The organism is Pseudomonas sp. LBUM1656 (assembly GCF_059716065.1).
On record NZ_CP166800.1, the window covers coordinates 3,266,566 to 3,293,353 of the forward strand.

The 26,788-nt window shown below is 61.1% G+C and carries 25 protein-coding genes; 13 read left to right on the forward strand and 12 right to left on the reverse strand.

Translation table 11 applies throughout. From position 1 onward, the window contains the following. On the forward strand, window positions 1-1,152 hold the full coding sequence (locus tag ACA072_RS14830; RefSeq protein ID WP_219097380.1) for an acyl-CoA dehydrogenase family protein: 1,152 nt from the start codon (window positions 1-3) through the stop codon (window positions 1,150-1,152). Window positions 1,153-1,269: 117 nt separating this feature from the next. Here the strand turns inward: ACA072_RS14830 and ACA072_RS14835 are convergent, their stop codons facing one another. The 6 genes from ACA072_RS14835 to ACA072_RS14860 all read right to left on the reverse strand — a co-directional run bounded on the left by ACA072_RS14835 (window position 1,270) and on the right by ACA072_RS14860 (window position 8,365). Next, the gene (locus ACA072_RS14835) at window positions 1,270-2,043 is read right to left on the reverse strand and encodes an enoyl-CoA hydratase (protein WP_403103656.1); all 774 of its coding nucleotides are present in this window, start codon (window positions 2,041-2,043) and stop codon (window positions 1,270-1,272) included. A 141-nt stretch (window positions 2,044-2,184) separates the two neighbouring features. Beyond that, a complete protein-coding gene (locus ACA072_RS14840) occupies window positions 2,185-3,312 on the reverse strand; it encodes an acyl-CoA dehydrogenase (RefSeq protein WP_403103659.1) in 1,128 nt (375 codons plus the stop codon). Window positions 3,313-3,452: 140 nt separating this feature from the next. After that, on the reverse strand, window positions 3,453-4,646 hold the full coding sequence (locus ACA072_RS14845) for an acetyl-CoA C-acyltransferase (protein WP_497618530.1): 1,194 nt from the start codon (window positions 4,644-4,646) through the stop codon (window positions 3,453-3,455). Window positions 4,647-4,657: 11 nt separating this feature from the next. Beyond that, window positions 4,658-5,419, reverse strand: coding sequence for an SDR family NAD(P)-dependent oxidoreductase (locus tag ACA072_RS14850; RefSeq protein ID WP_497624993.1), 762 nt, complete (start codon window positions 5,417-5,419; stop codon window positions 4,658-4,660). 15 nt (window positions 5,420-5,434) lie between these two features. After that, window positions 5,435-7,099 carry an AMP-binding protein gene (locus ACA072_RS14855; protein WP_497618532.1) on the reverse strand — a complete coding sequence of 555 codons (1,665 nt, stop codon included), beginning with the start codon at window positions 7,097-7,099 and terminating at the stop codon, window positions 5,435-5,437. Between the two features lie 249 nt (window positions 7,100-7,348). Then, window positions 7,349-8,365 (reverse strand): AraC family transcriptional regulator, encoded by a 1,017-nt coding sequence (locus tag ACA072_RS14860; protein WP_497618534.1) that lies wholly within the window; start codon window positions 8,363-8,365, stop codon window positions 7,349-7,351. Window positions 8,366-8,651: 286 nt separating this feature from the next. Between ACA072_RS14860 and efeU the strand changes: the two genes are divergently transcribed. The 5 genes from efeU (at window position 8,652) to ACA072_RS14885 (ending at window position 14,266) form a co-directional block, all read left to right on the forward strand. Next, the gene (efeU, locus tag ACA072_RS14865; protein ID WP_497618535.1) at window positions 8,652-9,503 is read left to right on the forward strand and encodes an iron uptake transporter permease EfeU; all 852 of its coding nucleotides are present in this window, start codon (window positions 8,652-8,654) and stop codon (window positions 9,501-9,503) included. Between the two features lie 8 nt (window positions 9,504-9,511). Next, window positions 9,512-10,711, forward strand: a complete 1,200-nt coding sequence (gene efeO / locus ACA072_RS14870) for an iron uptake system protein EfeO (protein ID WP_497618537.1) — start codon at window positions 9,512-9,514, stop codon at window positions 10,709-10,711. Between the two features lie 17 nt (window positions 10,712-10,728). Next, window positions 10,729-12,027 carry an iron uptake transporter deferrochelatase/peroxidase subunit gene (gene efeB, locus ACA072_RS14875; RefSeq protein WP_497618539.1) on the forward strand — a complete coding sequence of 433 codons (1,299 nt, stop codon included), beginning with the start codon at window positions 10,729-10,731 and terminating at the stop codon, window positions 12,025-12,027. A gap of 23 nt (window positions 12,028-12,050) precedes the next feature. After that, entirely contained in the window at window positions 12,051-12,875 is an 825-nt protein-coding gene (gene efeO / locus ACA072_RS14880; protein WP_497618542.1) for an iron uptake system protein EfeO, read from the forward strand. Between the two features lie 221 nt (window positions 12,876-13,096). Next, window positions 13,097-14,266, forward strand: a complete 1,170-nt coding sequence (locus tag ACA072_RS14885; RefSeq protein WP_497618544.1) for an MFS transporter — start codon at window positions 13,097-13,099, stop codon at window positions 14,264-14,266. Between the two features lie 3 nt (window positions 14,267-14,269). On the opposite strand, the gene pssA is transcribed toward ACA072_RS14885, so the two are convergent. Beyond that, entirely contained in the window at window positions 14,270-15,613 is a 1,344-nt protein-coding gene (gene pssA / locus ACA072_RS14890; RefSeq protein WP_497618546.1) for a CDP-diacylglycerol--serine O-phosphatidyltransferase, read from the reverse strand. A 216-nt stretch (window positions 15,614-15,829) separates the two neighbouring features. On the opposite strand from pssA, the gene ACA072_RS14895 reads away from it, so the two are divergent. Beyond that, on the forward strand, window positions 15,830-16,393 hold the full coding sequence (locus ACA072_RS14895; protein WP_497618548.1) for a TetR/AcrR family transcriptional regulator: 564 nt from the start codon (window positions 15,830-15,832) through the stop codon (window positions 16,391-16,393). Window positions 16,394-16,449: 56 nt separating this feature from the next. Next, window positions 16,450-16,926, forward strand: a complete 477-nt coding sequence (locus ACA072_RS14900; RefSeq protein WP_497618550.1) for a nuclear transport factor 2 family protein — start codon at window positions 16,450-16,452, stop codon at window positions 16,924-16,926. A 117-nt stretch (window positions 16,927-17,043) separates the two neighbouring features. Here ACA072_RS14900 and sfnG read toward each other — a convergent pair whose 3' ends face one another. Beyond that, window positions 17,044-18,138 (reverse strand): dimethylsulfone monooxygenase SfnG, encoded by a 1,095-nt coding sequence (gene sfnG, locus ACA072_RS14905; protein WP_497618551.1) that lies wholly within the window; start codon window positions 18,136-18,138, stop codon window positions 17,044-17,046. Between the two features lie 355 nt (window positions 18,139-18,493). On the opposite strand from sfnG, the gene ACA072_RS14910 reads away from it, so the two are divergent. Further along, complete coding sequence (locus tag ACA072_RS14910; protein ID WP_497618553.1) at window positions 18,494-19,732, forward strand: acyl-CoA dehydrogenase family protein; 1,239 nt, start codon at window positions 18,494-18,496, stop codon at window positions 19,730-19,732. A 221-nt stretch (window positions 19,733-19,953) separates the two neighbouring features. After that, window positions 19,954-20,733, forward strand: coding sequence for a TSUP family transporter (locus tag ACA072_RS14915; protein WP_497618555.1), 780 nt, complete (start codon window positions 19,954-19,956; stop codon window positions 20,731-20,733). On the opposite strand, the gene nudC is transcribed toward ACA072_RS14915, so the two are convergent. The 3 genes from nudC to ACA072_RS14930 form a co-directional block, all read right to left on the reverse strand. Continuing rightward, window positions 20,701-21,531 (reverse strand): NAD(+) diphosphatase, encoded by an 831-nt coding sequence (nudC, locus tag ACA072_RS14920; RefSeq protein ID WP_497311622.1) that lies wholly within the window; start codon window positions 21,529-21,531, stop codon window positions 20,701-20,703. The two genes, ACA072_RS14915 and nudC, sit on opposite strands and share 33 nt — an antisense overlap. A gap of 6 nt (window positions 21,532-21,537) precedes the next feature. Then, entirely contained in the window at window positions 21,538-22,350 is an 813-nt protein-coding gene (locus ACA072_RS14925; RefSeq protein WP_461959001.1) for a crotonase/enoyl-CoA hydratase family protein, read from the reverse strand. Between the two features lie 161 nt (window positions 22,351-22,511). Further along, complete coding sequence (locus tag ACA072_RS14930) at window positions 22,512-23,285, reverse strand: class I SAM-dependent methyltransferase (protein ID WP_497618558.1); 774 nt, start codon at window positions 23,283-23,285, stop codon at window positions 22,512-22,514. A 126-nt stretch (window positions 23,286-23,411) separates the two neighbouring features. On the opposite strand from ACA072_RS14930, the gene ACA072_RS14935 reads away from it, so the two are divergent. The 3 genes from ACA072_RS14935 to ACA072_RS14945 are packed head-to-tail and all read left to right on the forward strand — an operon-like array spanning window position 23,412 to window position 25,299. Further along, window positions 23,412-23,984 carry a tetratricopeptide repeat protein gene (locus ACA072_RS14935; RefSeq protein WP_497618560.1) on the forward strand — a complete coding sequence of 191 codons (573 nt, stop codon included), beginning with the start codon at window positions 23,412-23,414 and terminating at the stop codon, window positions 23,982-23,984. An 11-nt stretch (window positions 23,985-23,995) separates the two neighbouring features. Then, a complete protein-coding gene (locus ACA072_RS14940) occupies window positions 23,996-24,535 on the forward strand; it encodes an RNA polymerase sigma factor (protein WP_497618562.1) in 540 nt (179 codons plus the stop codon). Further along, window positions 24,532-25,299 (forward strand): anti-sigma factor family protein, encoded by a 768-nt coding sequence (locus ACA072_RS14945; protein ID WP_497618564.1) that lies wholly within the window; start codon window positions 24,532-24,534, stop codon window positions 25,297-25,299. The genes ACA072_RS14940 and ACA072_RS14945 overlap by 4 nt, the downstream gene beginning before the upstream one ends. Before the next feature lie 185 nt (window positions 25,300-25,484). On the opposite strand, the gene ACA072_RS14950 is transcribed toward ACA072_RS14945, so the two are convergent. After that, window positions 25,485-26,786, reverse strand: coding sequence for an ATP-binding protein (locus tag ACA072_RS14950; RefSeq protein ID WP_497618566.1), 1,302 nt, complete (start codon window positions 26,784-26,786; stop codon window positions 25,485-25,487). Window positions 26,787-26,788 lie beyond the last annotated feature (2 nt).

A 26,788-nucleotide genomic window follows, 5' to 3' on the forward strand; every position in this document is an offset into this window, starting at 1 on the left:
ATGCACGATATCGAATTGAGCGAAGAGCAAGTCATGATCCGCGACATGGCCCGGGACTTTGCCCGCGGCGAAATCGCGCCCCACGCACAAGCCTGGGAAAAGGCCGGCTGGATCGATGACGGCCTGGTGGCGAAGATGGGCGAACTGGGCCTGTTGGGCATGGTGGTGCCTGAAGAATGGGGCGGCACCTATGTCGACTACGTCGCCTACGCCCTGGCGGTGGAAGAGATTTCAGCCGGCGACGGCGCCACGGGCGCGTTGATGAGCATCCACAACTCGGTAGGCTGCGGGCCGGTCCTCAACTACGGCACCGAAGAACAGAAACAGACCTGGCTGCCGGACCTGGCGAGCGGCCAGGCGATCGGTTGCTTCTGCCTGACCGAGCCGCAGGCCGGCTCCGAAGCGCACAACCTGCGCACCCGCGCCGAGCTACGCGACGGCCAATGGGTGATCAACGGCGCGAAGCAATTCGTCAGCAATGGCAAACGGGCGAAACTGGCGATTGTGTTTGCCGTGACCGATCCGGACCTCGGCAAGCGCGGCATCTCGGCGTTCCTGGTGCCGACCGATACCGCCGGTTTCATCGTCGACCGCACCGAACACAAAATGGGCATTCGCGCCTCTGATACCTGCGCGGTGACGTTGAGCAACTGCACGATTCCCGAAGCCAACCTGCTGGGTGATCGCGGCAAAGGGCTGGCGATTGCCCTGTCCAATCTTGAAGGCGGCCGCATCGGCATCGCTGCCCAGGCGTTGGGCATTGCTCGCGCTGCGTTCGAAGCCGCGCTGGCGTATTCGCGGGATCGGGTGCAGTTCGACAAGCCGATCATCGAACACCAGAGCATCGCCAACCTGCTGGCCGACATGCACACCCGGCTCAATGCCGCGCGTTTGCTGATCCTGCATGCCGCGCGCCTGCGCAGTGCCGGCAAGCCGTGCCTGTCCGAGGCTTCGCAGGCGAAGCTGTTTGCGTCGGAGATGGCCGAGAAGGTCTGCTCGTCGGCGATGCAGATTCATGGCGGGTATGGGTATCTGGAGGATTACCCGGTGGAGCGCTACTACCGGGATGCGCGAATTACGCAGATTTATGAGGGATCGAGCGAGATTCAGCGAATGGTGATTGCCCGGGAACTGAAAAATTACTTGGTATAGAGGCTAAAAAAGCTTCGCGAGCAAGCCCGCTCCCACAATTGACCGCGTTCCTTCAGGAGAAATTCGGTCAAGTGTGGGAGCGGGCTTGCTCGCGAAGGCGTCATTGAAAACGCCGCATTACTTACCGGTGAACTCAGCTTCGCGCTTCGCAATAAACGCCGCCATCCCTTCCTTCTGATCCTGCGTCGCGAACGCTGCATGGAACACCCGACGCTCAAAGCGCACACCTTCCGACAGGCTCACTTCAAACGCGCGGTTGACACTTTCCTTAACCATCATCGCAATCGGCAGCGACTTCTTGGCGATCAGCGCGGCGACTTTCAGCGCTTCTTCCAGCAATTCATCCGCCGGCACGATCCGCGCAACAATCCCGCAGCGCTCGGCTTCTACCGCATCAATCAAACGCCCGCTCAGGCACATTTCCATGGCCTTGGCCTTGCCCACGGCGCGGGTCAGGCGCTGGGTGCCGCCCATGCCCGGCAATACGCCCAGGTTGATTTCCGGCTGGCCGAATTTCGCATTGTCGCCGGCGAGGATGAAATCGCACATCAGCGCCAGTTCGCAGCCACCGCCCAAGGCGAAACCGTTGACCGCGGCGATGATCGGCTTGCGGCGGTTGGCCACTCGATCGCTGTCGCTGAACAGGTCGTCGAGGTAGATCTGCGGATAAGTCAGCTCGGCCATTTCCTTGATGTCAGCACCGGCGGCAAAGGCTTTTTTCGAACCGGTCAGCACGATGCAGCCGATGTTTGAGTCGGCTTCCAGGCCATCGAGGGCGTGGTTAAGCTCACTGACGATCTGAGCATTCAACGCGTTCAGCGCCTGCGGACGGTTGAGGGTAATCAGGCCAACACGACCGTGGGTTTCCAGCAAAATCGTTTCGTAACTCATAACTAACTCCTGTTTTGCAAAAAGCTCGATCTCTGTAGCAGCTGTCGAGTGAAACGAGGCTGCGAGCTGTTGATCTTGCTCGTTAAAACAACATCAAAAGCTCGCAGCCTCGTTCCACTCGACAGCTGCTACAGGTCCTTTTCAGAGATTGCGCGAAATAACCATGCGCTGAATATCGCTGGTGCCTTCATAGATCTGGCAAACCCGCACGTCGCGGTAGATCCGCTCCAGCGGGAAATCGTTCAGGTAACCGTAACCGCCGAGGGTTTGCAACGCTGAGGAACAGACCTTCTCGGCCATTTCCGAGGCGAACAGTTTGGCCATGGACGCTTCGACCAGGGCCGGTTTGCCGCTATCACGCAGCGCTGCGGCGTAATGCACCATTTGCCGGGCGACGGCGATTTGCGTGGCCATGTCTGCCAAGCGGAACGCGACCGCCTGGTGTTCGATGATCGGCTTGCCGAAGCTCTCGCGCTCACGAGCGTAGTCACGGGCCGCTTCAAACGCGGCGCGGGCCATGCCCACCGATTGCGAGGCGATGCCGACACGGCCGCCTTCGAGGTTGGCCAGGGCGATCCGGTAACCTTCGCCCTCCTCGCCCAGCCGGTTGGCCACCGGGACCTTCACGTCTTCGAACAGGATCTGGCAGGTGTCGGAGGCGTGTTGACCGAGTTTGTCTTCAACGCGGGCAACTTTGTAGCCCGGCGAATCGGTCGGCACGATCAGCGCCGTAATGCCGCGCTTGCCGGCGCTCGGGTCGGTCACGGCGAACACGATCACCACGCCGGCGTTCTGCCCGGAGGTGATGAACTGCTTGCAGCCGTTGAGCACGTAGTGATCGCCTTCCAGACGCGCGCGGGTTTTAAGGCCGCTGGCGTCGGAACCGGCCTGCGGTTCGGTCAGGGCAAAGGCGCCGAGCATCGCACCGCTGGCCAGGGGCTTGAGGAAGCGTTCTTTCTGATCGTCGTTGCCGTACTTGAGGATCGGCACGCAACCGACCGAGTTGTGCACGCTCATGATGGTCGAGCAGGCGCCATCACCGGCCGCGATCTCTTCCAGGGCCATGGCGTAGGCCAGGTAGCCGGTGTCGCAACCGCCCCACTCTTCTGGCACCAACATGCCAAAGAAGCCCAGTTCGGCCATCTCGCCGATGGCTTCCTTGGGAAAGCGATGCTCACGGTCCCACTCGGCGGCGAACGGTTTCAGCCGTTCCTCGGCGAATTGCCGGGCCATATCGCGGATCTGTTGTTGGTCGTCATTGGGAATCATGGTGAATCCTTAAAATCCGGGGTACGACACAGAACTCTGTGGGAGCCAGCCTGCTGGCGATGGCGTCGTGTCAGTCAATGTCTACTTTTATGACACACCGTCATCGCCAGCAGGCTGGCTCCCACAGGGGTGAGGTTGGCCTAGTAGAGGCATTCCACGGCCATGGCCGTGGCTTCGCCGCCGCCGATGCAAATCGCTGCAACGCCGCGTTTCAGGCCTTTCTGGCGCAGGGCCGAGAGCAAGGTCACAAGGATCCGCGCGCCAGACGCACCAATCGGGTGGCCCAAGGCACAAGCGCCGCCGTGAACGTTGATCTTCTCGTGAGGGATTTCCAGTTTGGTCATGGTCACGAGGCTGACAACGGCGAAAGCTTCGTTGACTTCGAACAACTCCACTTCATCCACGGACCAACCGGTTTTCTTCATCAGCTTCTTGATCGCACCCACCGGCGCCACCGGGAACAGGCCCGGGGTATCGGCAAAAGCGGCGTGGCCGTGAATCACCGCGAGCGGTTTCAGGCCTTGTTTCTGCGCTTCGGAACGGCGCATCAGCACCAATGCCGCTGCACCGTCGGAGATCGAACTGGAGTTGGCCGCCGTCACCGTACCACCCTCACGGAACGCCGGTTTCAGCGAGGTGATCTTGTCCAGTTTGGCTTTTGGCGGCTGTTCGTCGTTGCTGATCAGCACCTGCTCTTTGCCGACGGTCACAGTGATCGGCACGATCTCGTCCTTGAAGTTGCCTTCCTTGATCGCCTGCTGCGCGCGGGTGGTCGAGGCGATGGCGAACGCATCCTGGGCTTCGCGGCTGAAACCGTTGGTTTCGGCGCAATCCTCGGCGAAGGTGCCCATCAGGCGGCCCTTGTCGTAGGCGTCTTCCAGGCCGTCGAGGAACATCGAATCAAGCACGCGGCCATGGCCCATGCGGTAACCGCTGCGGGCGCGGTCCAGCAGGTATGGCGCGTTGGACATGCTTTCCATGCCGCCCGCGACGACCACGTCGGCGCTGCCGGCGACGAGCATGTCGTGGGCCAGAATCGCCGCTTCCATGCCCGAGCCGCACATCTTGTTCAACGTGGTGCAGCGGGTCGATTTATCCAGCCCGGCGCCCAACGCAGCCTGGCGCGCCGGAGCCTGGCCTAGGCCGGCGGGCAGTACGCAGCCAAACAGCACTTCTTCGACCGATTCAGGGGCGATACCGGCGCGTTCGACCGCGGCACGAATCGCTGCGGCACCGAGTTGCGGGGCGGTCAGGCTTTTCAGTTCGCCCTGGAAAGCGCCCATCGGGGTGCGGACGGCGCTGACGATAACAATGGGATCGTTGGCAATAGTCATGACAGATCTCCTTATTTGGCGGCCATGCGCAAGGCGCCGTCGAGACGGATCACCTCGCCATTGAGCATGCTGTTTTCAATGATATGCCTGACCAGCGCGGCATACTCGTCCGGTTTGCCCAGGCGCGGCGGGAACGGCACGCCAGCGGCCAGGGACGCGCGGACTTCCGGGGTCATGCCGGCCATCATCGGGGTTTCGAAAATGCCCGGGGCGATGGTCATCACGCGGATGCCGAAACGCGCCAGTTCACGGGCGGCAGGCAAGGTCAGACTGACGATCGCGCCTTTGGACGCGGCATAAGCCGCCTGGCCGATCTGGCCATCGTAGGCCGCGGCCGAAGCGGTGTTGATGATGACGCCGCGCTCGCCGTCGGCATCCGCTTCGGTTTCGGCGATGGCCGCCGAGGCCAGACGCAGCATGTTGAAGCTGCCGATCAGGTTGACGTTGATCACCTGGCTGAAACTGGCCAGCGTGTGCGGGCCGTTCTTGCCGAGGATCTTCTCGCCCCGCACGATGCCGGCGCAGTTGACCAGACCGTTGAGGCCGCCAAAGGCTTTTACCGTCGCCTGTACCGCAGCCTCGGCAGCAGCTTCGTCGCTGATGTCGGCCACCACGCTTTGCGCGCCGAGACGTTGAGCCTGGGCCGCAACAGCCTCGGCGTTCATGTCCACCAGCATCACTTTGGCGCCGGCCGCGACCAGCATTTCAGCGGTGGCGGCACCGAGGCCCGACGCACCACCGGTGACGAGAAAAACCTTGTTTTCGATCTGCATCATTGTGTCCTTGATTCAAGCTTGAACGTTCTTCGCGGCGGCCTCTTGAGCCTTGGCGATTTCCTGGTTGCGCAAGATAAAGCGCTGCAATTTGCCGCTTGGGGTTTTCGGCAACTCGCTGACAAATTCGATTTCACGGGGGTATGAATGCGCCGCCAGACGCTTGCGCACGTGTTGGCGCAGTTCTTCGGCCAGTTCCGGCGTCGCGCGGTATTGCTCACAGATCACGACGAAGGCTTTCACCAGTTCGGTGCGCTCCGGATCGGGTTTACCGACCACGGCGGCTTCGATCACTGCCGGGTGTTCGATCAGCGCGCTTTCCACGTCAAACGGGCCGACGCGGTAGCCGGAAGTGGTGATCACGTCATCGCTGCGGCCGACGAAGCTGATGCTGCCGTCCGGGTTCCACTCGACGGTGTCGCCGCTCAGGTAATAGTTGCCGACGAACGCTTTGGTCGGCGCGCCTTCGTAACCGGCGAACCAGCACATCGGCGACTGGGTGCGGTCGATGGCCAGGATGCCTGGCTGGCCGACGCCGAGTTCTTTGTATTCGTCGTCGAGCACCACGATGCGGTGGCCCGGTGAAGCAAAACCGGCAGCGCCCATGTGGATCGGGTGTTCAATGCCGTGGTGATTGCACAGGACCATGCCCAATTCGGTCTGGCCGTAATGGTCGTGAATGACCACGCCGAGGTTGTCGGCAAACCAGCGGATCACTTCCGGGTTCAGCGGCTCGCCGGCGCTGCTGACAATGCGCAGTTTGCCCTTGATCGAGCGGGCGAATTCATCACCCCCGGCAATCAACAGGCGGTAGGCCGTCGGTGATCCGGTGAGGTTGGTGATCCCGTATTTGTTGATCACCCGGCAGGTACTTTCGAGGGTGAACGGGCCGTCGTAAAAAGTGATCGGATGCCCCATCGCCATCGGCCCGGTGACGCCAAAATAGATGCCATAAGCCCAGCCCGGATCCGCCACGTTCCAGAACGCGTCTTCGGGACGCAGGTCAACGGCGTCACGGGTGTAGCTCTGGAAGGCGACGATGGCTTTCAGCGGAACGGACAAGGCTTTCGACGGGCCAGTGGTGCCCGAGGTGAACATCAGCAGGAACGGGTCTTCGCCGGTCAGCAACACCGGTTCGCACTCGGGGGAATAATTGGCCAGTTCGGCCCAGAAACTGTAATCGCCACGGACGATGCCTTGGCCCTTTGGACCGGCGACAGTGACAAGGGTCGGGCAGTCGGCGACTTCAGTGAGTTTGGAGCGATTGACCGCGTCGGTGACCACCACTTTGGCGCCGGAGCAGCTAAGGCGGTGCTCGATAGCTTTTGGGCCGAAGGCAGTGAACAGCGGCTGATAGACCGCACCGATGCGCCAGGTGGCGAAGACGGTGATCAATAATTCGAAGTTGCGTGGCAAGAGGCCTGCGACCTTGTCGCCTTTCTTCACGCCCTGGGCCAAGAGGAAATTGGCAAACCGCGCGGCTTTGTCCTGGAGGTCGCTGAAGGTGTACGTCGCGCTGGCGCCGTCGCGGCCTTCCCAGAACAGCGCAATGCGCCCCGGCAAGGCATGCCGGTCGCAACACTCGACGCAGGCGTTGAGGGCAGTCAAATCACCGGTAAGAGCGGCGTCGACGGTGTGCTGATAATTGAACTGTGACGTGGCAGACAAGTAATCGCGCATTGCCAGAATCCCTCTGTATTTTTATTAGGTTGGGGGAACCGTAAAAACCACAGAAATACTCACCCCGCGCGGGGATCGGGGCAATGGTCAAAGCTATCAAGTTGTCTGACTGGTTTGGCCAAGGTTCTAGGGATGTGTCGTCTGGGCTGACGTCTTCGCGAGCAAGCCCGCTCCCACATTTGGAATGCATTCCCCTGTGGGAGCGGGCTTGCTCGCGAAGAGGCCCGCTGCATCACTGCCTAACCCGGATCAGTGGGCTTCGTTCAGGATCAAACTCCGGTAATGCCCAGGATTGGACCCCGACCACTTGCGAAACGCCTTATAAAACGAACTCGCATCCGCAAACCCCAACCGCGTGGCGATTTCGGCAAAGCTGATGTGCGGCTCGGCCAGCCACACAATGGCCAACTCCTTGCGCACGCTGTCCTTGAGCCCTTGGTAAGTCTGCCCTTCTTCCGCCAGCCGCCGGCGCAAGGTCGAGGCCGACATGCACAGTTGCTGCGCCAGCGGTTCGGTCTCCGGCCACTGGTCGGCGGGCAACTGGCGCAAATCATGTTTGATCCGGCTCGCCAGACTCTCCGGGTCGCGGTACTTCACCAGAATATTCGCCGGCGCATGGGCCAGGAAGCGCTTGAGTTCTTCAGGACTGCGCTTGATCGGCAGGTCGAGGCAATCCGCCGAGAAAATCATCCGCGTGCGTGGCCGGTCGAATCGCAGGTTTTCGGAGAACATCACCTGATAGTCAGCGCAGAAATCCGGCTCCGGGCAGCGCAATTCGATGGCCAGAATCGGTATGCGCCGCCCGGCCAGCCAGCAGGCGACGCCGTGGACGATCATCCAGTAAGTAAAATAGGTGAACGCGCGGCGCGGTTCCTGGTTGTCTTCCAACAGCACGATCTCCGCGAGGCTTTGCTGACGAACCAACTGCGCGGGCAGGTGTTCGAGCATCAACGACAGAAAACTCAAGCCTGAGGTCAGGCCGGCCGCCAGGCTCGGCTGGATCATCGAGCTGCGACAGAGAAATTCAAGACTGCCGGATTTGAGCTTGCGCGGGTCCATGCCAAAAAACTCATCATCCCCACGCCGGGCCAGCAAGCGCCACAGTCGCGCATACGCGGTGGCCGGGACCCGGGCATTGGTGGATTGCAGCAGCGTCGGATCGATGCCGACCTTGTTCAATACCTCGTCGGTGGCGGCTCCGGGGGCGCAGCTTTGCAACAGGGCTTCGCGCACCAGTTGAATGGCGATGGTGTCTTTTTCCGACATTGAGCGGGGTGGGCCTTGTTCTTGGTTGAGTGCCGGCATCTTAGCGCAGCCATCAGCACAATGCAGACACCCTTGTGGGAGCGGGCTTGCTCGCGAAAGCGGTATGTCATTCAGCATTGATGTCGGCTGACATGGCCCCTTCGCGAGCAAGCCCGCTCCCACAGGGGATCGGGGGATATTCAGGGTTGTTCAGGTTAGGTTCAGGTAAATGTCAATGAATGCCATTTGGGAATGAGTGTCATTATGTTACAAATTAGCACCCTATCTAATTCCGCGACGGTGCTGAATGCTTGTCCCTTTTCTGATCATGCTGCGCGAAGGCATTGAAGCCGCGTTGATCGTTGGCATCATCGCCAGCTACCTGAAGCAGACCGATCGTGGCCAGTGGATGCCGGCGGTGTGGATCGGCGTATTTCTCGCCGTTGCGCTGGCCCTGCTGGTGGGCGGTGGTCTGGAACTGGTGAGCGCCGAGTTCCCGCAGAAACAACAGGAACTGTTTGAAGGCGTGGTCGGCCTGGTGGCCGTCGGCATTCTCAGTTCCATGGTGTTCTGGATGCGCAAAGTGGCGCGATCGATCAAGCATTCGCTGCAAGCCTCCCTCGATCACGCGCTGACCGGCTCCAAACATCAGGTGACCGCGCTGATCGCCATGGTGTTTTTCGCCGTGGCCCGTGAAGGCCTGGAAACGGTGTTCTTCCTGCTCGCGGTGTTCCAGCAAAGCGAAGGTCCGGCGGCACCGATCGGCGCCCTCCTCGGCCTGATCCTGGCAATCATCGTCGGCTTCCTCATCTACACCGGCAGCATGCGCCTGAACCTCGGCGCGTTCTTCCGCTGGACCGGCCTTTTCATTCTGCTGGTGGCGGCCGGCATTCTCGCCAACTCGGTGCAGGCGCTGCATGAAGCCAGACTGTGGAATCACCTGCAAACCGTGCTCTTCGACTTCAGTGCGACGCTGCCGATGGACGGCCCGGTGGGTTCGGTGTTGGCCGGCATGTTCGGTTACCAGGACGCGCCGACGATCAGCACCCTCGGGGCTTATCTGATTTACCTGGTGGTGGCGCTGGTGATGTTTTTTTACCCGGTTCCGGCTCCCGGTCCCGCACTCGCTAAACAACCTTCTTCCGTTTCCAGCCAGTAAGGGCACCCATGCCAAATCAAGCCCCTCCCCAGGCTTCGCCTCCTCGCGCCTTGCGCTGGGCGGTGGCCGGTTCGGTGATCGTGATGATCGCTGCCGGTGGCCTGTTCTACTACGCCTCGAAAATAGCGGCGGCCAAGCGCCAGACGAACCATGACGAAGTCGTAGTGACCATTCTCTCGCACAGCTGCGAGCCCAATGCGCTGACCGTTCCGGCCGGCCGCGCCAGTTTCCGCATCGTCAATCGCTCGGACCGGGCGGTGGAGTGGGAAATTCTCGACGGCGTGCTGGTGGTCGAAGAACGGGAAAACATCGCACCGGGCCTGAGTCAGGTGATCAATGCCAACCTGGTGCCCGGCGACTACGCGATCACCTGCGGCCTGCTGAGCAACCCGCGCGGCACCTTGCACGTGACCCCGACGGCCGCTTCCGAAGCGGCGGCCAAGGCCAAACCGTCAATGGTCGCGTTCGTGGGGCCATTGTCGGAGTTCCGGGTGTACCTGAGCAGCCAGGGCAGCGCGCTGATCAAAGCGGTCAATGCGCTTGAGCAAGCGATCGCGGCCGGTGACTTGAGCCAGGCACAAGCGCTGTATGTGCCCGCTCGTGCGGCCTATCAACGGATCGCCCCGGCCGCCCAGCGTCTGGCCGAACTGGACAACGCCATCAACGCCCGCGCCGATTACTTCGAGAAACGCGAGCAGGACCCCGCTTTCAGCGGGTTCCACCGGATCGAATACGCGCTGTTCCAGCAACGCAACCTCGACGGTCTGGCGCCGATGGCCCAGCGCCTGAGCAGCGATGTCACCACGCTCAAGCAGCAACTGCTCGCCCAGTCGCTGCCACCGGAGCAACTGGTGAGCATTGTCGCGCGCAATCTCCACAGCCTCGCCGATGTGCGCGCCAGCAGCGGAGAAGAAGAACGCTACAGCCACACCGACCTGAACGGTTTCGCGGCCAACCTCATTGCTGCGCGCAAAGTCGTCGACCTGTTGCGCCCGTTGCTGAGCAAATCCGCCGCTGAGCTGTTGCCGAGCATCGACAGCGCTGTCACCGCCCTCGACGCCGAACTCAATGGCTTCAAGGTCAAGGACGGCTACGCGAGCTACGACACGGTGAGCGCCGAACAGCGTAAGCAGATCGCCGACAAGGCCAAGGCGCTGGCCGATGCACTCGATGGAATCGATCCCGCCCTTGGCCTTTCCGGCCTTTAAGCAGAAGACCCAAACCGATGAACGATTCAGAACACTTCAACCTTCAGCGTCGCCGCGTATTGATGGGCATGGGCGCCGCAGGCGTAGCATTGGCTGGCACGGCGTTGAGCTGCCCCGCGATGGCCGCGAGCCCCGCGCAAGTCACCGAAGCGCCTAGCAGCGACAAGACCGAAGACCGCCACGCGTTCCACGGCCAGCACCAGACCGGCATCGTCACCCCGCGCCCGGCTTCCGGCATGCTGGTGTCGTTTGATGTGTTGGCCAGTGATCGCGAGGACCTGGAGCGTCTGTTTCACACCCTCAACGAGCGCATCGCGTTCCTGATGCAGGGCGGTCCGGTGGCTCAAGTCGATCCAAAACTGCCGCCAGTGGATTCGGGAATTCTCGGCCCGGTGGTCACGCCGGACAACCTGACCATCACCGTGTCGGTGGGCGAGTCGCTGTTCGACGAGCGCTACGGCCTGGCCGCTGCCAAACCGAAACGGCTGATGCGCATGGTCGGTTTCCCCAACGATGCGCTGGAAGCCGATTGCTGCCACGGCGACCTGAGTTTGCAGTTCTGCGCCAACACCACCGACACCAACATCCATGCCCTTCGCGACATCGTGAAAAACCTGCCGGACCTGCTGCTGGTGCGCTGGAAACAGGAAGGCAGCGTACCGCCACAGGCCCCGGCGAAACCCGGTGTGCCGGCGCAGAGCGCACGCAACTTCCTGGGTTTTCGCGACGGCTCGGCGAACCCGGATTCCAACGACGCCAAGGCCATGGACAGCCTCGTCTGGGTGCAGCCGGGCAGCGACGAACCGACGTGGGCGGCCAATGGCAGCTACCAGGCGGTGCGGATCATCCGCAACTTCGTCGAGCGCTGGGACCGTACGCCCTTGCAGGAACAGGAAAGTATTCTCGGCCGCGTCAAAAGCACCGGCGCGCCCATGGGCGGAGCGCATGAAACCCAGGTCCCGGATTACGCCAAGGACCCGGAAGGCAAGCTGACCAAACTCGACGCGCATATCCGCCTGGCCAACCCGCGCACCGCCGCGACCCAGGCCAACCTGATCCTGCGCCGGCCGTTCAACTACTCCAACGGCGTGAACAAGAACGGCCAACTGGACATGGGCCTGCTGTTCATCTGCTACCAGGCTGATCTGGAAAAAGGCTTTATCACCGTACAGACCCGACTCAACGGCGAGCCGTTGGAGGAATACCTCAAGCCGGTCGGCGGCGGTTACTTCTTCACCCTGCCGGGTGTGACGGGCGACAAGGACTTCATCGGTCGCTCGCTGCTTGACGCTACCTCTCCAAAAACAAACACCTGATCAACCCCCAACGGAACCGTCCCATGAAAAAGTCGCCACTCGCGTTATTGCTGACCCTTGGCTTGCTCAATACCCCGCTTTCGGCTTTCGCGGCGACGGCGCCGTTGGAGCTGGTGCAGCCGATTTCGGATTACAAAATCTACGTCACCGAGCAACTGGATGAGCTGGCCAGCCACACCCAGCAGTTCACCGATGCGGTGAAAAAAGGTGATCTGGCCACCGCCAAGAAGCTCTACGCGCCGACCCGGGTTTACTACGAGTCGATCGAGCCGATTGCCGAGCTGTTCAGTGACCTCGACGCTTCCATCGACTCACGAGTGGATGACCACGAAAAAGGTGTGAAGGCCGAAGACTTCACCGGTTTCCACCGCATCGAGTATTCGCTGTTCTCGGAAAACAGCACCCAGGGCCTCGATGAACTGGCCGATGGCTTGAACAAAGACGTCAAAGACCTGCAAACCCGCGTGGCCGGCCTGACCTTCCCGCCTGAGAAAGTAGTAGGCGGCGCTGCTGCGCTGCTGGAAGAAGTCGCAGCGACCAAGATCTCCGGCGAAGAAGATCGCTACAGCCACACCGACCTGTATGACTTCCAGGGCAACATTGACGGCGCGAAGAAAATTGTCGATTTGTTCCGTCCGCAGATTGAAAAGCAGGACGCGGCGTTTATTGCCAAGGTCGACAAGAACTTCGCCAGCGTGAACAAGATTCTGGCCAAGTACAAAACCAAAGACGGTGGTTTTGAAACGTATGACAAGGTGAAAGAGAACGACCGCAAGGCGTTGGTTGGGCCGGTGAATACGTTGGCTGAAGATTTGTCGACGTTGCGTGGGAAATTGGGTTTGAACTGATTTTTTCTAGCGTCTAGGCGGTCCCCATCGCGGGCAAGTCGAATCGTCGCACCGCCGCTCCCACAAGGATTTTGTGATCAACACAAATCCCTGTGGGAGCGGCGGTGCGACGATTCGACTTGCCCGCGATGGCATTATCACAGTCACCTATTTTCCACCTTGCTGACATAACCCGCGCTAACATCCCCCGCCAATAACAAAAGCTCACGGAAGACTCACCCATGACCACCCCTGCCTTCGACCTGCGCCCACTCATGGTCGCCAACATGGCCTGCTCCATGTCGATGATGGCGTTCGTTTCCCTGATCGGGCCGATCGCCCGGGTGTTGGGCCTGGCCACTTGGCAGGCCGGGGCCGCGGTGACGGTGTCCGGGGTGATCTGGATGTTGCTCGCCCGCCCCTGGGGCCAGGCCAGTGATTGCTATGGCCGGCGACGGATTCTGCTGATTGCCACGGCCGGTTTCACCCTCGCCTATTGGGCCTTGTGCCTGTTCATCGACGCCTCGTTGCGGTTTCTGCCATCCGCAATGCTGGGCTTCATCGGGTTGATGATCGGACGCGGCCTGATCGGCGTGTTCTATGCCGCGATTCCGGTGGGTGGCAACGCGCTGATTGCCGATAACATCGAGCCGCAACACCGCGCCAAAGCCATGGCGGCCCTGGGCGCGGCCAACGCCTGTGGCCTGGTGATCGGCCCGGCGATTGCGGCGTTGTTGTCGCGCTTCAGCCTGAGCCTGCCGTTCTATGCCATGGCGATCTTGCCGCTGCTGGCGTTTGTGGTGCTGCGCTACAAGCTCAAGGGTCAAGAACTGCACCTGCGGCAAGCGCCGCGCAAGGTTCATCTGAACGATCCGCGATTGCGTCGGCCAATGGCCGTCGCGTTTGTGGCAATGCTCTGTGTGTCGATTGCCCAGATCACGGTCGGCTTCTTCGCCCTCGACCGACTCGGCATGAGCCCGGCCGACGCCGCGCAAACCGCTGGCATCGCCTTGACCATGGTCGGGTTCGCGTTGATCGGTTCGCAACTGGTGGTGCGGCGGCTCGAATGGCCGCCGCTGCGGCTGATTCGCGCGGGCGCACTGGTGGCGGCCGTGGGCTTTGCCGGTAGCATCCTGGCCGATACCGCGTGGAGTTTGTGGCTGTGCTTTTTCGTGTCAGCGGGCGGGATGGGCCTGATCTTTCCGTCATTCGCCGCACTGGCGGCCAACGCGGTCGACGCCTCAGAACAAGGCGCCACCGCCGGCTCCATTGGTGCCGCACAGGGTTTTGGCGTGGTCATCGGTCCGTTGGCGGCGACGTTGATCTACGACATCGAACCGCGCCTGCCCTACCTGGCGGCGGCTGCGCTGTTGCTGCTGGTGGCGCTGTGGCCACAGCCCCGGCAGCACTGAGCCTTACAGAATCCGATAGAGCAAACGCTCGATGCGTACCCGACTGACACGCTTGAGGAACTTGGCCACCTCCGCCGGGTATTCCAGCAGCGTTTCCAAGTCCTGATAGCGCTGGATGCGCGTGGTGTTCTGGAAAATCTCGCCCAGTTCTTTACTGCGCGGCTCCAGCAGTTCGCCTTTCGGGTCGTCGATCAGCAACGCGTTTTCCAGGTCGAGACGGAACGCTCGTGGATTGAGGTTATTGCCGGTCAACAAGGTATAGCGCTTGTCGATCCACATGCCTTTGAGGTGATAGGTGTTGTCGCCGTCCTTCCACAAATGCAGGTTCAGCTTGCCGCTGTCGATGCTGTGCTGATGGCGCTTGGCAAAGCGCCGCAGGCTGATCTCGTAGAGGTACGGCAGCGCTGCGATCACCTTGAACGGCTCGCTCGGAGGGATGAAAAAGTCGTTGGCGGTCTTGTCGCCGACCACGATGTCGATCTTCACACCACGGCCCAGGGCGCGGTTGATTTCCCGGGTCACCGCCAGCGGCAGATTGAAGTACGGTGTGCAAATGGTCAGCTGATGCTGGGCGCTGGCGATCAATTCGCAGATCACCCGGCTCAACGGGTTGTTCTTGCCCACGCCAAGCAACGGGCTCACCGACAAACCGCCCTTCACCGTGCTGCCGGCCGTGGTGTCGTAGGTCGCGTGCTTGAGGCGGCTGCGCAAATCGCCGATGTCGTTGCGCAGGCTGCGGGTGGTCGGCAGATTCGGCAGGTCGAGACGATGCACCGCTTTGGAGGCGACCAGGCCATGCTGGATCAGGTGCTGCATGGAATCGGCCAGCGCGTGGTTCTGCAGCAGGTGATAACGGTCGTAGCGGTACTTGTCGAATTTGTGCAGGTAAACGTTGTTGAGGCTCGCGCCGCTGTAGATCACGCAGTCATCGATCACGAAGCCTTTCAAGTGCAGCACGCCGAACAACTCGCGGGTCTGCACTGGCACGCCGTATATCGGCACTTCGCTGGCGTGGGTGCGCGTCGCTTCCTGATACCAGGCCGAGTTGCCCGGCTGCTTGCCGGCACCGATCAAGCCGCGCTGGGCGCGCAGCCAGTCCACCACCACAACCACGTCCAGCTCCGGACGCGCCAGTTTGGCGGCGTGCAAGGCATCAAGGATTTCCTGACCGGCCTCGTCCTGTTGCAGGTACAGCGCGACGATATAGATGCGCTGGGTGGCGCTGGCGATTTTTTCCAGCAGGCAACGACGGAATTCGGCAGCGCCGGAAAGAATGGTGACGGCATCGGCGGTCAGCGGAAAACTGCGCAGTTTAGGCAGCAGAGAGCGTTTGAAAAGCGACGGCATAGGGCTCGCAAAGGGTCAATTCCGAATAGCCCGAGAGCTTACACCATGGATCAGCTTGGGTCTTGCTGGCGTCTGTACTGCCCCCATCGCTAGCAGGCTAGCTCCCACAGGGGAATGCATTTCAAATGTGGGAGCTAGCCTGCTAGCGATAGCAATTTATCAGGCGCCACAAATATCCGCTTGACCAAGGAGAACGATCGTTCTACTGTTCGCCACATGAACGAAATCACTAGCAACGACACACGCGACATCATTCTGGATGTCACCGAAAAGTTGATCTACAAAAGTGGCATCGCGGCCACCGGCATGGATCTTCTGGTGAAAACCGCCGGCGTCTCCAGAAAGAGTATCTACCGCTACTTCGCCAACAAGGAGGAGCTGACCGTCGCCGCCCTGCAACGCCGCGACGTGCGCTGGATGCACTGGTACAGAAGTGAAGTCGACCAGGCTGAAACCCCGGGCGACCGCCTGCTCAACCTGTTTACCGTGCTCAAGGCCTGGTTCGCCTCCGAAGGCTTCCGCGGCTGCGCATTCATTAACACCAGCGGCGAAACCGGCGACCCGCAAGACCCGGTTCGCCTGGTCGCCAAAGACCATAAACAGAAGTTGCTCGACTACGTGCGCGAGCTCTGTACCGAACATGGCGCTACCGACCCGGAGACGCTGGCCAGACAGCTGCTGATCCTGATCGACGGTGCCATTACCGTAGCGCTTGTGATGGGTGATCACAGTGCCGCCGATAATGCGCAATGCATGGCGCGAAAGTTATTGGACCTGTAACACTTACACCAAGCCCGACACCTTGCTTGAACTTTAATTTGAAAGGGAGACTTTACATGTCTAACGCTGAAGTTCGTCCGCCATTGCCGCCGTTTACCCGTGAATCGGCCATCGAAAAAGTTCGCCTGGCCGAAGACGGCTGGAACTCCCGCGATCCGGAACGCGTGTCGCTGGCCTACACCCTGGACACCAAATGGCGTAACCGCGCCGAGTTCGCTTACAACCGTGAAGAAGCCAAAGGTTTCCTGACCCGTAAATGGGCCAAGGAACTGGATTACCGCCTGATCAAGGAACTCTGGGCCTTTACCGACAACCGCATCGCCGTGCGTTACGCCTATGAATGGCACGACGACTCGGGCAACTGGTTCCGCTCCTACGGCAACGAAAACTGGGAGTTCGACGAGAACGGTTTGATGGCCAACCGGTTTGCCTGCATCAACGACATGCCGATCAAGGCAAGCGACCGCAAGTTCCACTGGCCGCTGGGGCGTCGCCCGGATGATCATCCGAGCCTGTCCGATCTAGGCCTGTAAACACATATTCCTCTGTAGGAGCCGGCTTGCTGGCGATAGCGGTCATCCAGTCGACATTATTGTTTACTGACAAACCGTTTCGCCAGCAAGCCGGCTCCTACAGGGGGTTTGTGGTGTTCAGACGACAGCCGTCTGCTGCTTGATAGCTGCTTTTGCCTCCAGCTCCCGCACCAACGGCAACACGCGCTTGCCGAAATACTCCACTTCTTCCTGGAAGTGCAGGAACCCCGCCAGCACCAAGTCAACGCCCACCGCTTTCAACGCCACGATGCGCTCGGCAATCTGTTGCGGCGTGCCGATCAGGTTGGTCTTGAAGCCATCGTTGTACTGCACCAGATCCTCAAACGTCGATTTCGCCCAGTTGCCCTCGCCTTCTGGTGACGCCCTGCCCGCTTGCTTCGCCGCATCACCAAAGGCATTTACCGCTTCCGGGTCGGCCTGATCGATGATCTGCGCCAGTACCGCCCGCGCTTCTTCTTCCGTGTCCCGTGCGATGACAAACGCATTCACGCCGATTTTTACCGAATGATTATTGGCCGCCGCCTTGATGCGAATGTCGTCGACCTGGGCCTTGATGCCCTCAGGCGTGTTGCCGTTGGTGAAGTACCAGTCCGACACCCGCGCCGCCATGTCCCGGGCGGCGCGGGAACTGCCGCCCTGGAAGATTTCCGGCTGACCCAGCGGTTTGGGTTTCAGGCTGTAGTTGTCGAAGCGGTAGAAGTCACCGCGAAAGGTGAAGTTGTCCTGGGACCAGATGCCTTTGAGTGAACGGATGAACTCCTCTGAACGGCGATAACGCTCGTCGTGTTCCAGCCAGTGTTCGCCAATCGCCTGGAATTCGCCCTTGAACCAGCCACTGACGATATTCACTGCCACCCGGCCGTTAGTCAGCTGATCGATGGTCGCCAGTTGCTTGGCCGCCAATGCCGGTTGCCAAGGGCCAGGCAGGATCGCCGCGATCACTTTCAGTTTGGTCGTGGCTGCCAGCAACGCATGGCTGAAGGCGACCGACTCGTGCTGGAACTCGGCACCGTAACCGGCGGTAAAACGAATCTGGGTCAGGGCATAGTCGAACCCGGCATCTTCGGCCAGTTGCGCCAGCTTGCGGTTGTAGTCGATGCCCCAGTGGGTGCGTTGCTCGATCTTGCTGACCACCAGCCCGCCGCTGACGTTCGGCACCCAGTAGGCAAATTTGACGGCTTGCTGACTCATTGGCATGTCCTCTGGACGTTGGGAAGTCCTTGGGGCAGAGCAGCAACCGTGCCAGTGCGGAATCGCGACCCGCGACACGACCGCTTCAAGCCAGGTGAAATCCCTGTGGGAGCGGGCTTGCTCGCGAAAGCGGTATGTCAGTTAAAGAAGATGTTGAATGACACACCGAATTCGCGAGCAAGCCCGCTCCCACAGGGATCTCGGTATGTCTGGGGCAATTTGTGGATGCACTGTTGGCGCAGCAACAGTTGCAGTTGGGGAAAAACCGGGCAAGCCAGCAATGCCAGTGCTTTGAATTTCGGCATGGACCGTGCAATCCCCCTTGGCATCCACTGCCGTTCCAAGGAGCCATCCCATGACCGAACACCAGGTAATCAATCCTCTGTCCATTGGCACTGACTATGAGGTGCTGGCCTCTGGATTCCGCGCGATCTTCCAGCGCATCGCCGCCGGTGCCGTCGAGCGCGAGCAAACCCGCAGCCTGCCCTTCGAGCCGATTCAATGGCTCAAGGACGCCGGTTTCGGCGCCGTTCGGGTGCCGGTGGAATATGGCGGTGGCGGCGCGTCCCTGCCGCAATTGTTCGAGTTGCTGATCGAACTGGCCGAAGCCGATTCCAATGTGCCCCAAGCCCTGCGCGGGCATTTCGCCTTTGTCGAGGACCGCTTGAACTCGCCGCCGGGACCAGGCCGGGATCTGTGGTTCAAGCGCTTCGTCGAGGGTGACATCGTCGGCAATGCCTGGACCGAGATTGGCAGTGTGGCCATCGGCGACGTCATCACCAAAGTTTCGCCACACGGCGATCAGTGGCGGCTCAACGGCGAGAAGTTCTACAGCACCGGCAGCCTGTTCTCCGACTGGATCGACGTGTATGCCCAGCGCAGCGACACCGGTGGCGATGTGATTGCCGCGGTCCGCACCCGTCAGCCGGGGATCGTGCAAAGCGATGACTGGGACGGTTTCGGCCAACGCACCACCGGCAGTGGCACCTCGCGGTTTATCGACGCTGAAGTCGACGCCGAAAACATCATCGACTTCGCCACCCGGTTCAAATACCAGACCGCGTTCTATCAGCTGGTGTTGCTGGCCACCCTTGCCGGGATCGGCCGGGCAGCATTGCGTGACGTGGCTTATCAGGTCCGCGAACGCAAACGCATTTACAGCCACGGCAATGCTCAGCACGTCAGCCAGGATGCGCAGGTTCAGCAAGTGGTCGGTGATATTGCTGCGTGGGTGTATGCCGCCGAGGCGAGTGCGTTGAAGGCCGCAGAACCGGCGCAACGGGCGTATCTGGCTCGGTTCTCGGGTGATGAGCGGCTGGAACGGGCTGAGAATGTCGCGGCGGAGATCGAATCGGCCAAGGCGCAGGTCGTGGTTTCAGAACTGATCCTGCGCGCGACCACGCAGTTGTTCAATGCGCTGGGCGCTTCGGATGTTCGCGAGGGGAAATCGCTGGACCGGCATTGGCGCAATGCGCGGACGGTGTCATCGCACAATCCGCTGATCTACAAGGCGCGAATTGTCGGGGACTGGACGATCAACGGGACCGAGCCGCCGTTTGTGTGGCAGATCGGGAATGGGCCGCAGGGCAAGTGATGTGTCGTCAGGGATGACGCCTTCGCGAGCAAGTCGAATCGTCGCACCGCCGCTCCCACAATGGATCTGTGGCGCTCACAAATCCCCTGTGGGAGCGGCGGTGCGACGATTCGACTTGCTCGCGAAGGGGCCGGACGGGTCGCCGCAAAGACTGGATATAGGTAAGATATCGGCCCTTCCCCGCAGCCCAAAGCTGCACCCCGCCGAATAAGCCGATTTCCATGCCTTTCGAACTCAGCGTTGACCTCACCACCCTGGCCATTCTGGCCGTCGTTGCCTTCATCGCCGGTTTCATTGACGCCATTGCCGGCGGCGGTGGTCTGCTGACCACCCCGGCGCTGTTGACCGCCGGCCTGCCGCCGCACCTGGTGCTGGGCACCAACAAACTGAGTTCGACCTTCGGTTCCGCCACCGCCAGTTTCACCTTCTACCGCCGCAAGCTGTTCCATCCCAGGCAGTGGGTCCACGCCATCGTCGGCACACTGGTCGGTGCGCTGACCGGCGCTGTCGTCGCTCATTACCTGCCGGCCGAATGGCTGAACAAGATGCTGCCGGTGATCGTTTTTGGCTGCGGTCTCTATCTGCTATTTGGCGGAACGCCGAAAGCGCCGCTGGACAGCGACGCGCCGATCAAGAAAAAGTGGCAATCGACCCAAGGCTTCAGCCTCGGTTTCTACGACGGCGTGGCCGGCCCGGGCACCGGCGCGTTCTGGACCGTCAGCAGTATGCTGATGTACCCCATTGACCTGGTGAAGGCCAGCGGCGTGGCGCGCAGCATGAACTTCGTCAGCAACATCGCGGCGCTGTCGGTGTTTGTGTTTTCCGGGCAAGTGGACTGGATCATCGGCCTGAGCATGGGCCTGTCGGTGATGGTCGGCGCGTTTTTCGGGGCTCGCACCGCCATCAGCGGCGGTGCGAAGTTCATTCGTCCGGTGTTCATCACCGTGGTGCTCGGCTTGACCGTGCGGTTAGCCTGGCAGCACTGGTTCAGCGTGGCCTAAGCGCCGCGCCACATAGACGTCGATGAGGTAACGGGCAATCGAGCGTGACGCCGGCAAGGGCGGCAACGCGTGAACGTTGAACCACTGGGCGTCTTCGATCTCGTCTTCCTGGCAGACAATCTCGCCACCGGCGTACTCGGCGTGAAAGCCGAGCATCATCGAATGCGGGAACGGCCAGCACTGGCTGCCCAGGTACTGGATATTCTTGACCTCGATCTGCACCTCCTCGCGCACCTCGCGAATCAGGCAGTCCTCGGCTGACTCACCCGGCTCGGCAAACCCGGCCAACGTGCTGTAGACCCCGGTGACGAAGCGTGGCGAACGGGCCAACAGCACCTCGTCGCCACGAGTGACCAGCACAATCATGCTCGGCGAGATGCGCGGGTAGTAACGCAAATCACACGGTTCGCAGTACATCGCCCGTTCACGGGGAACTTGCGTCGCCGCCTGGCCGCAGTTGCCACAAAAGCGATGCTCGCGGTACCAGGTGCCGATCTGCGCGGCATAACCGAGCACCTTGTACACCGTGTGATCACCGTCGAGCATGAACGCCCGCAGGCCTTTCCAGTTGCAACCCGGCACATCGCTGTGACTGCGCAATTCCAGCAGGTAGACCGGTTCGCCATCCAGGTGGCCGATGCCATGTTCGGCCAGGATCGACAGGTCCTGACGCTTGAGCCATTCGCGAGGGAACAGCGCGCCATTGTCATCGAACAGAAAGCCTTCCGGGCTGCGGGCCACGGCCCAGCCGCCGGGTTGATCGGTGTCCAGTACAGCGGTGGTCCAGCGTGAAGTCATGTTCAATCAATCCAGAAATTCGGGTTTCTGTTTGCTCATATGGGCGGCCATGGCCACGCGCAAATCGGTGGATTGCAGCATGGCGGCGTTCCAGGTGGCGACGTATTCGAGGCCGTCGTCGATGCGGTGGTCGCGCATGTAGCTGATCATCTCTTTGGTGCCGGTGACCGCAATCGGCGACTTGCTGGCGATTTCCCGGGCAATGCCCATCACTCCGTCCAACAGGCTGGCATTGTCGCTGTAAACGCGATTGACCAGGCCGATGCTGCGCGCTTCCTCGGCGCCGAAGGTGCGACCAGTGTAAGCCAGTTCACGCAGCATGCCGTCACCGATGATCCGCGGCAAGCGTTGCAAAGTGCCCACGTCGGCCGCCATGCCGATGTCGATTTCCTTGATCGAGAATTGCGCGTCTTCGGCAGCGTAACGCATGTCACACGCGGCAATCAGGTCGATGGCGCCGCCCAGGCAATAGCCCTGAATCGCTGCCAGCACGGGCTTGCGGCAATTATCGACGGCATTGAAGGAGGCTTGCAGGGCGAGGATCTTGCGGCGCAGCAGGCGCGCATTGCGGCCGACGTCCTTGCCCAGTTCATTGGCCACCCCGGCCAGCATCATCAGGTCAATGCCGGAGGAAAAGTGCTTGCCGGCGCCACTGAGCACCACCACCCGGGCTTCGTCGGTGTCGTCGATCCACTGGAAAATCTCGATGATCTCGCTCCAGAACGCGGCGTTCATCGAATTGATCTTTTCCGGGCGGTTGATCTGCACATGGGCGATTTTATCGGCCAGTTCGACGGTGAACGCAGTGTACTGAGACATGGCAGTGATCCTTTACCGGGGTAGAAATTGAGGCCCGGACTATAACAAGGCATCAGGGTGGGCAGTAAGGCAGTGGTTAGGCCAAAAGCGGGACTGGCTGATAGAACTTTATTGTCTGGGGCGGCCTCTTCGCGAGCAAGTCGAATCGTCGCACCGCCGATTCAACTGCCCTTCACCGCCACAAACGCCACGGTTTCATACGGCACCGTCACCACATCCTTCCCGCGCAACTCTGGCTCCCCGGCAATCAACGCGCGCATCTGTTCATCCACCCTCTCCCGCTGCTCCTGGGGCAACGCCGCTATAAAACTGGTCGAGCGCACCCGATTGAAGATCACATCCTCGGGCGCTCCCGTGTGCCCATGGCTGAAATGCCGCGTCTGCAACGGCCCGAACACCGGATGCGGAAAAGCCCGACGCCAGTCCCCCGTGTAATAGCGCGGCGTGTCGCCTTCCAGCGCGTTGACGATCGCATCCAGTTTCGGCACCCAACTCACCTTGGTATCCCGCAGGTTCCACACCAGCCCCAGTTTGCCGCCGGGCTTGAGGACCCGGGCGATTTCGCTCAGGGCTTCGGTGCTGGCAAACCAGTGGAAAGCCTGGGCGCAGACCACCACATCCACCGAGGCATCAGGCAGCGGGAGATCCGTCGCCGTGCCGCTGACCGCCAAGACGTCCGGGAAGGCCTGCGACAGTTTCTCAAGCATCTGCGCCACCGGCTCCACCGCAATCACCTGGGCGCCGGTCGCCACCAGTCGCCCGGTGAATTTACCGGTGCCTGCGCCCAGGTCTATGACGGTTTTGTCCGCATTCAATCCCAAGGTATCGCTCAGCCACTCGACCACTTGTGGCGGATAATCCGGCCGCCCGCGAACATAAGTGTCGGCGGCGGTTTTATAGCCCGCGGCGGCAGAATGATGGACCTGATCTTTCATGGCAGTGCTCCCGATCGACAACGAGTGCTGTCGAGCATAGCGCCTCGATTTGCACTTTCCCGGCCAAAGAAATGAATAATTGTTCACCCTGCGGTGTTCTCCAGACAACGCCCCATGAGAATTGTCATGAACAACCTGAACCCGGATTCACCGCCCCGTTACGACCGCCTCACCTTGAACCTGCACTGGCTGAGCGCCCCGCTGTTGCTTGCCCTGGCGTTGTCCGGCTCGCTGGCGCTGGCCAATGGCGACGATGACGCCCCGGCCAAACCCAACTGCCCCAAAGGCCAGGTTTTCGACACCAAATCGCAGAAGTGCGTGATGCAGACCAGCCGCCTGGTCCCGGACGCCGACCGCACCGATTACGCTTATCGCCTGGCCAAGGACGGTCGTTACGAAGAAGCCTTGGCGCTGCTCGACACGCTCAAGCATCCGAATACGGCCAAAGCCCTTAACTATCGCGGCTACGCGACGCGTAAACTGGGGCGTACCGACGAAGGTATCGGTTATTACCTGCAATCGGTCAAACTCGATCCGCAGTATGCGCAAGTGCGTGAATACCTCGGCGAGGCGTACGTGATCAAAGGTCGGCTGGACCTGGCGCAAGAGCAGTTGCAGCAGATCAAATCGATCTGCGGCAGCACCTGCGAGGAGTACCAGGACCTGGCCGAAGCAATCAACGATTCAACGAAAACCTGACACCGAAACAGATGGAGGTCGCCATCGCCAGCGATCAGGCAATACGAGCAGAACTGGGCCAGCATCTGACGCGTTTATGGCGTTACGGCTTGCTGTTGTCCCGGCAACGGCATGTGGCCGAAGACCTGGTGCAAGCCACCTGCGTGCGGGCGCTTGAGCGCGCCGGGCAGTTTGTCCCCGGCACGCGCATGGACCGCTGGCTGCTGAGCATTCTGCATTCGATCTGGCTCAACGAAGTGCGAGCCCGGCGGGTGCGCCAGGGTCAGGGCCTGGTCGATGCCGATAGCCAGTTGTCGTTTGACGGTGAATCCGTGGCGCAGACCCATGTGCTCGCCGCCCAGGTCATCCGCCGTGTCGACGCCCTGCCCGAGGCCCAGCGCGAAACGGTGTACCTGGCTTACGTCGAAGGCTTGTCGTACCGCGAAGTCGCCGATGTACTGCAAGTGCCCATCGGCACCGTGATGAGCCGACTCGCCGCCGCCCGGGTGAAACTGGCGGAATATCCGCCGCTGCACACGGTACCGAACCCTTTCACGGGAGAACGTCGATGAACGACCGCACGACACCCTCGGACGAGCAATTGGTGGCGTACCTCGACGATCAACTCGATGTCGACCAGCGCACCCGCATCGACGCGGCCATCGCCGACGACTCGACCCTCAACCTGCGCCTGCAATGGCTGGCCCGTAGCAGCCTGCCTTTTAAAGAAGCGTATGACGAACTGTCTCAACAAGCGCCCGTCGACCGCTTGCAATCGATGCTCGACACCTTGCCTTCGCCTGAACGGCCGGCCCTGAACCGACGCTGGTTCCTCGCCGCGGCGGCAGGCCTGGTGGTCAGCGGCGTGGTGGCGGATCGATTGTTCCTCGGCTGGCAATTGAGCCAGGAAACGAGCAACTGGCGGGGCCTGGTCGCCGACTATATGTCGCTGTACGTGCCGCAAACCCTCGAGCACCTGCCCGTCGACGAAGCTTCGCAACGGGCACAATTGCGCACCATCGACGCGCGTCTGGGCCTGACCCTGACGCCTGCGCAACTGGCCTTGCCACGGTCCGAATTGAAGCGCGCGCAAATCCTCGAATACGACGGCATGCCAATCGCGCAGATTACCTATCTGGACCCGGCACATGGTCCGATTGCCTTGTGCGCCAAGCGCTCCAACAGCGGCAGCCGGCATTTCGCCCATGAGATTCGGCACGAGATGAATGTAGTGTATTGGGCGGACATGGAACATGCGTGGATGCTGATCGGGCATAACCCGGCGGCGGAACTGGAGGTCATGGCGAAGTTGTTGCGCAGCCGGCTTAGCGCGTAAGGCTGCCGCTAACGTTGTAGCAGCTGTCGAGCTTGCGAGGCTGCGTTCGAGTGCGGAGCACTCGCCAATCCGGTATACGCAGTTTTCCTGATAGAACCGGTTGCCTGATTTACGACTGCTTCGTCCGAACGCGGCCCGAGCCGAACGCAGCCTCGCGCTGCTCGGCAGCTGCTACATAGCGTGCGTCAGGCGGAGGTGGGCAGCCACAAACGGAATCGTGCGCCGCCTAATGGCGACGGTTCCACGGTCAGCGTGCCGCCCTGCGCTTCCAGCGCCCGGCGACTGATCGCCAGCCCCAGGCCAAACCCGCCCGTTGCCCGGTCGCGGCTGCGGTCCAGCCGGTAGAACGGTTCAAAGATCCGCTCGCGCTCATCATCGGGAATGCCGATGCCGTCGTCATCGACCCAGATTTCGCAGCCTTTCGGACAGACCTGCACTCCAATCTGGATGCGCTTCTCGCAATAACGCATGGCATTGCGCAGCAGGTTTTGTATCGCACGAGCGGTCAATCGCGGGTCCAGCACGAAGCGTTCGAGCTGCCCATGCAGCACGACATCGATCACGATGTCCGGCGATTCCAGTTCTTCGTCGACGCTGCCCAGAATGCTGTCGATAAACTCGTCCAGCGACACTTCGACCTGCTCCGGCAGCCTCGCCGGGTTTTGCAGGCGGCTGTAGGACAGCAATTCGAGCACCAATTCATCCAGTTCCCGAATGTGCGCGACCAGCCCCAGCAACCGCTCGCGACTGGCGGCCGGCAAGTCGTCGGACAGGGCCAGGGCCAGGCCGAAATCCAGGCGCGTCAGCGGTGTGCGCAATTCGTGGGAGACGGCGTTGAGCAGGTCGCGCTGTTGGTTGAGCAGGTTTTCGATATCGCCGGCCATGGTGTCGAAGACGTTGGCCAGGCTGCCGATGTTGGAGTGCGGGGAAATCTGCGTACGCTCGCCGAGGTGGCCTTTGCCGAAGCGTTCGGCGGTGCCTTTGAGGCGTTCCAGGTCGCGCCAGTGCGGGCGTAGCCACAGCAACAGGCAGGCGAGCATGGTCGCGCCGATCAGGACGTTGATGCTCCAGTACAACAGGCTGACGTCCATCGGGTCCGGTGGAACGACCATTTGCACGACCGTCGTCTTGTTCAACGGAGTCACTGCCAGGGTGCGCCAGCCCCAGTCGCCGATACGCACGACGTTCTCACCACGCCGCAAACGCTCCTGCTCATCGAGGGTGAAATCAGGGTTGTCGTTGCCGGTCAGGACGATGCGCAGCGGGTCGAATTCCTTATCCATCTCGCTCGCCAACGCCCGCCACTGCGCTTCGGGCACCGCGTGGAACTGCTTGACGATGAGGGTTTGCAGGCCGCGCGAATAATCGAGGTTGTAGGTGACAAACCGCTCATGGAACACCTTGATCACCAGGTCCGGCACCAGGTAGATCGCCGCGCTGTACGAGACGATCATCACCAGATAGAGGCGAAAGAGGATTCTGAACATCG